6 protein-coding genes are annotated in these 4,800 nt (G+C 71.4%); 3 read left to right on the plus strand and 3 right to left on the minus strand.

Annotated features, from left to right (window positions below; translation table 11 throughout):
- The 3 genes from V8688_RS31245 to V8688_RS31255 all read right to left on the minus strand — a co-directional run.
- Positions 1-459, minus strand: a 459-nt coding sequence (locus V8688_RS31245) for an FAD-dependent oxidoreductase (protein WP_342802314.1), incomplete at its 3' end; no start/stop codon positions are given.
- A gap of 80 nt (positions 460-539) precedes the next feature.
- Complete coding sequence (gene sigJ, locus V8688_RS31250) at positions 540-1,481, minus strand: RNA polymerase sigma factor SigJ (protein ID WP_342802315.1); 942 nt, start codon at positions 1,479-1,481, stop codon at positions 540-542.
- Positions 1,478-2,167, minus strand: coding sequence for a TIGR03086 family metal-binding protein (locus V8688_RS31255; protein WP_342802316.1), 690 nt, complete (start codon positions 2,165-2,167; stop codon positions 1,478-1,480). The genes sigJ and V8688_RS31255 overlap by 4 nt, the downstream gene beginning before the upstream one ends.
- A 61-nt stretch (positions 2,168-2,228) precedes the next feature.
- Here V8688_RS31255 and V8688_RS31260 point away from each other — a divergent pair, with 61 nt between their 5' ends.
- From V8688_RS31260 to V8688_RS31270, 3 genes are all read left to right on the plus strand, one after another.
- A complete protein-coding gene (locus tag V8688_RS31260) occupies positions 2,229-2,672 on the plus strand; it encodes a MarR family transcriptional regulator (protein ID WP_218720783.1) in 444 nt (147 codons plus the stop codon).
- Between the two features lie 151 nt (positions 2,673-2,823).
- Positions 2,824-3,603 (plus strand): metallophosphoesterase, encoded by a 780-nt coding sequence (locus V8688_RS31265; protein WP_218720784.1) that lies wholly within the window; start codon positions 2,824-2,826, stop codon positions 3,601-3,603.
- 83 nt (positions 3,604-3,686) lie between these two features.
- On the plus strand, positions 3,687-4,800 hold a 1,114-nt coding region (locus V8688_RS31270; protein ID WP_342802317.1), incomplete at its 3' end, for an ABC transporter ATP-binding protein.

Raw genomic sequence — 4,800 nt, forward strand, 5'->3', positions numbered from 1 at the left:
GGTCAGGCCACCGCCGACGACCACCACCGGCGCGCCCGCGGGCAGCTCGGCCAGCCGGGCCCGCAGCCGCAGCGCGGACCGCTTTCCGGCGAGGCTGTGCGCGTGCTCGGCGACGCCGGGGACGCCCTGATCGGCGCCGGTGCTGCCCAGCGCGTAGACGAGGGTGTCGTAGTCGAGGGGATCGCCGTCGGCGAGGTCGACTCGCTTGCGCTCGACGTCGACCGCGGTGACCCGGTCGACCACGACCCGCACGCCGGTGCCCGCGTACACCTCACCCAGCGGGCGTTCGCGCAGCTCCTGCCCGGTCGCGAGCTGGTGCATCCGCACCCGCTCGACGAAATCGGCGTCGGCGTTGACGACGGTGATCGCGACGTCGTCGCGATGCAGCCGCTTCGCCAGACGTCCGGCGGCGATGGCTCCGGCGTACCCGGCGCCGAGGACGACAATGCGGTGCTTCATGGCTCGCTCCTATCGGGATGGACTCCCCTCCTGAACCGGACAGCCCCGCGAACCCTGACAGCATTACGATGTGACCTGGGTCACCACACGAGATCGAGCGGGGTGTGCGGTCCCTCGGCCGCCCACTGCCTGCCGACCCGGGCCAGTTTCTCCGGGTTGACCTGGATCTGGACGCCGGCGATGCCGTCGGGCGTGACGTCGAGGCCGACGACGGCGATCACCTCGTCACCGACCATCGCCAGCGCACCGGGACCACCGTTGACCACGCAGGCGTAGAACACCGGAGAGCCACCGACGTAGGCGCGTTTGGCCTGCGTCGGGCGGAACACCTGGCTGAGGTAGCGCGCGATGCCGAGCGCGCCGAGGACCGGGGACTTGCGAGCGGGGATCCGGCCACCGCCGTCGGCGATGCCGACCGCGTCGTCGACGAGCAGCCGCACCAGCGGGTCGGTGTCACCGCTGAGCACCGCCGCGAGGAACTCCTCGACGATCCGCTCCGCCGCGGCCGCGTCGATCGTGACCCGGGACCGCCCGCCGACATGCTGCTTGGCCCGCCGGTAGATCTGCTGACAGTTCGATTCGCCGATCTCGAGCATCTCGGCGATCTCGCGATGCTGATACCCGAACGCCTCGCGCAACACGTACACCACGCGCTCGTTGGGCGAGAGCCGCTCCATCACCGCGAGCATCGCCAGCGAGACGGATTCGCGCTGCTCGACGGTGTCGGCCGGACCGAGCATGCGGTCACCGGCCAAGACCGGTTCCGGAAGCCACTGGCCCACATAGGTTTCCCGCCGGGCCCTGGCCGAGGTGAGCTGGTTGAGGCAGATATTGGTGAGCACCTTCGTCAGCCACGCGACCGGCGTCTCGATCCGGTCCCGATCGGCCGCGTGCCAGCGCAGGTAGGTGTCCTGCACCGCGTCCTCGGCGTCGCCGGCCGAGCCGAGCAGGCGGTAGGCGATCGCCTCCAGACGGCCACGGGCGGCCTCGAACACCTCGGCCTGGTCGGTACTGAGCGTCATCCCCCTATGGTCGGCCATTCGGGTCGCGCGCTGCCACCCGACCGCCGGTCGCGGAGCACGCCTCGCGCTCGGCCGGGACGGTCGGACGGCCGCCAATCCGGCGAGCGGCCGAGGACGCGCAGAATGCGGTCGAGCGTGGCCGCGTCGTCTGCCACGTCGAGCGCCGGAGCGAAGGCCGCGCCCGGACGCTCCCGCGACTTCCCGGTGGGCACGGCCATCGCCACGCGCAGTGCGGTCGCGGCCAGGTCGGGGTCGAGATCGACCGTGCGGCCGACGGATCGGGCGACATCCCACGCGTGCACGACGCTGTCGACGAGATGGAAACCGAGTGCCGTCGGGGCGGGGAAGCGGCCGGGTGGAATCTCCGGCAGGGCGAGGGTGCGGGCCGGCGCACCGGGCTCGGCGAAGGCGGTGACGACCTCGTCGGCCGAGCGCAGGTAGGCGTCGACCGGGTCGGCGGCGCGCCGGACCTCCCACACCGCGGGGTCGTCCGCGCCGCGCGCCGCGGCGGCGAAGCCCCGGTTCTGGGTGCCCATGTGTTCCAGCAGCGCGCGCAGATCCCACCCGGCACAGGGTGTCTCGACGGTCAGCGCGGCATCGGCGGCCGCCTCGACCGCCTCGACGCTCAACCGGACGGCGCGCTGATGCCGGGCGAGCAGCAGTCGATCCTCCAAAATAGTATGCATGCGCAGATCGTATGCTTATGCTTATCATCTGCCAAGGGGATCTCCCCGGTAGATTTCGACCATGCCGAAAGCGACCCGACCCGACCTCGCGGCCATGCTCGTGCCGCTCGGCCGTGCGCTGACGGAGGCGGAACGACCCGTCCTCGACCGGCACGGCCTCACCATGTGGGCCTACGCGGTACTGCTCGGACTGGGCGAACAGCCCGTCCACACCCAGGCCGCGCTGGCCAAGGCGGTCCGCGCGGACAAGACCAGGATCATCCCCGTCCTCGACGATCTACAGCGCCGCGGCCTGATCCGGCGCGAACCCGATCCGGCCGACCGGCGCGTCAATTTGGTCCAGCTGACCCCCGCCGGAGCGAGCCTGCGCGACCGCGCCCAGCACGACATCCAGGCACAGGAACAGCGACTGCTCGCCGACCTCCCCGCCGAGGATCGGCGCACCTTCCTGCGGGTACTACAAACGCTGTCCGAACGCAGCGGAACGCCGAACTCCGACGCGTGATCGATGACACAGACCGCCGATGAGGTTATCGGTCGTGGCACGCCTCATGAAGACGGATAAGCCCAGGTCATCTAGCCTTGAGAGGTGCCGAGGACTCATACCGGCACACTCTGACGCAACGGAGCGATCCCAGAGAAGAAAGCGACTGCCGATGATCCTGGCGGCTCAGCTCAGCGATACCCACTTCGACCTCACCCCGCGCAACACCGAGCGCGTGGAGCGGGTGATGGCCTATCTGGCCGACCTCCCCCGCAGGCCCGACGTCCTCCTCGTGACCGGCGACATCACCGACTCCGGCAAGCCGGAGCAGTACGCCGAAGCCCGCCTGGCCCTGCGCGCCGACGTCCCCGTCTATCTGCTGCCGGGCAACCACGACGACCGCGTCGCCTTCCGCACCGAACTGCTGGGCGAAGCCCCCTCGTCCGCTCCGATCAACAGCGTCCACCGCGTCGGACCACTCACCACGATCCTGCTCGACTCCAGCGTCCCCGGCGAAGCGGGCGGCCTGCTGAGCGAGGAGACCCTCGACTGGCTGCGCGCGACCCTGGCCGCCGCCCCGGCCGACGGCCCCATCCTGGTGGCCCTGCATCATCCGCCGAAACCCGTCGCCAGCCCGGTCGTCGACGTGATCGCGCTGGCCGAGCCGGACCGCCTCGCCGCCGTCGTCGCCGGTGATCCACGCATCATCGGCGTGCTGACCGGCCACGCGCACTCCCCCATCGCGACCACATTCGCCGGAAAACCCATGGTGACCTGCCCGAGTACGGCCTCCGTACTGGGCGGCGCCTGGGAGGTGACGCTGCCGCACAAGGTGATGGACTACGCCCCCGATCCGGCGATCGCGCTGCATGTCATCGACGAGACCAATACCCTCACAACCCATTTCCGCACCGTCGCGATGGGTGGCTGGCTGGCCGAACCACCGGCCTGAGCTCGGGATCTCCCCGGTTTCCTCACACAACCGCTACACGAGGTCACAGACCGGCCACATACACCCCTGGCAGACTGGGACACGTGAGAGACACGCCCGCGGATCTTCCCCGCGGACCCCTGCGCCCCATCGAACTGGCCACCGGTGCCGTGATGGCCGGCCTGACCGTCGGCCTGATCACCGTGGGTTCCCTGGTTCCCATGGCGGCGGCCCTGCAACTGGTCGCCGCGGTTCCCCTGGGTCTGCTGGCCCACCGCTACCGCCTGCGCGCGCTGGTCACCGCCAGCGTCGCGGCGGGCCTGGTCACCTTCGTCGCCGCGGGGATCATGCCCGCGCTCGGGGTGTTCGGCGCCGCGACGCTCGCGGGCATCATCGGCATCGTGAAGCGGCGCGGTGGCGGGCTGCCCACGGTGGTGGCGCTCGCGGCGGTCGCCGGGGTGGGCTGGGGACTGTTCTCGGTGGGTAGCCTGCTGCTGTTCTCGCGCACCAGGCAGCTGTTCTTCGATGCCCTCCGTAGTACCGCGGAGGGCATCCAGAACCTGGCCGCCCGGCAGGCGGCGCTGGAGCCGCTGGGCCGCGCCACCGCCGATCTCACCGACGCGCTGCTGCGCAACTGGTGGCTCTACCTCGGCGGTTCGGTCTTCCTCGGCGTGCTGTTGAGCGCGATCGTGTCGTGGTTCGTGCTGGGCTCGGTGCTGGACCGGCTGGCCTGGCTGCCCGGCAGCGACCGCCTCGACGCACCCGACGACGATCGGCCGGTCGGGCCACTGCCGGTCACCCTGCACGGCGCGGGCTACCGCTACCCCGGCGCCACCGCCGACGCGCTGTCCGGCATCGATCTGACCATCCACGCGGCCGAGTTCGTCGCCGTCGTCGGCCACAACGGCTCGGGCAAGTCGACGCTCACCCGCGTGCTCGCGGGCAGGCCGCCGACGACGGGCGCGGTCAGCAGGCCGGGTTCGGCCGGACTGGGCGAGCTGGGCGGCACCGCGCTGGTGCTGCAACGGCCGGAGAGCCAGACCCTCGGCGTCTCGGTGGCCGACGATGTCGTGTGGGGCCTGTCGGCCGAGCTGGCCGCCGAGGTCGACGTCGACGCACTGCTGGCCGAGGTCGGCCTGTCCGGCATGGGCAGGCGCGAGACCGCGACGCTCTCGGGCGGCCAGCAGCAGCGCCTCGCGGTCGCCGCCGCCCTCGCCC

This window comes from Nocardia sp. No.11, from assembly GCF_038752175.1.
GTDB lineage: Bacteria > Actinomycetota > Actinomycetes > Mycobacteriales > Mycobacteriaceae > Nocardia > Nocardia canadensis.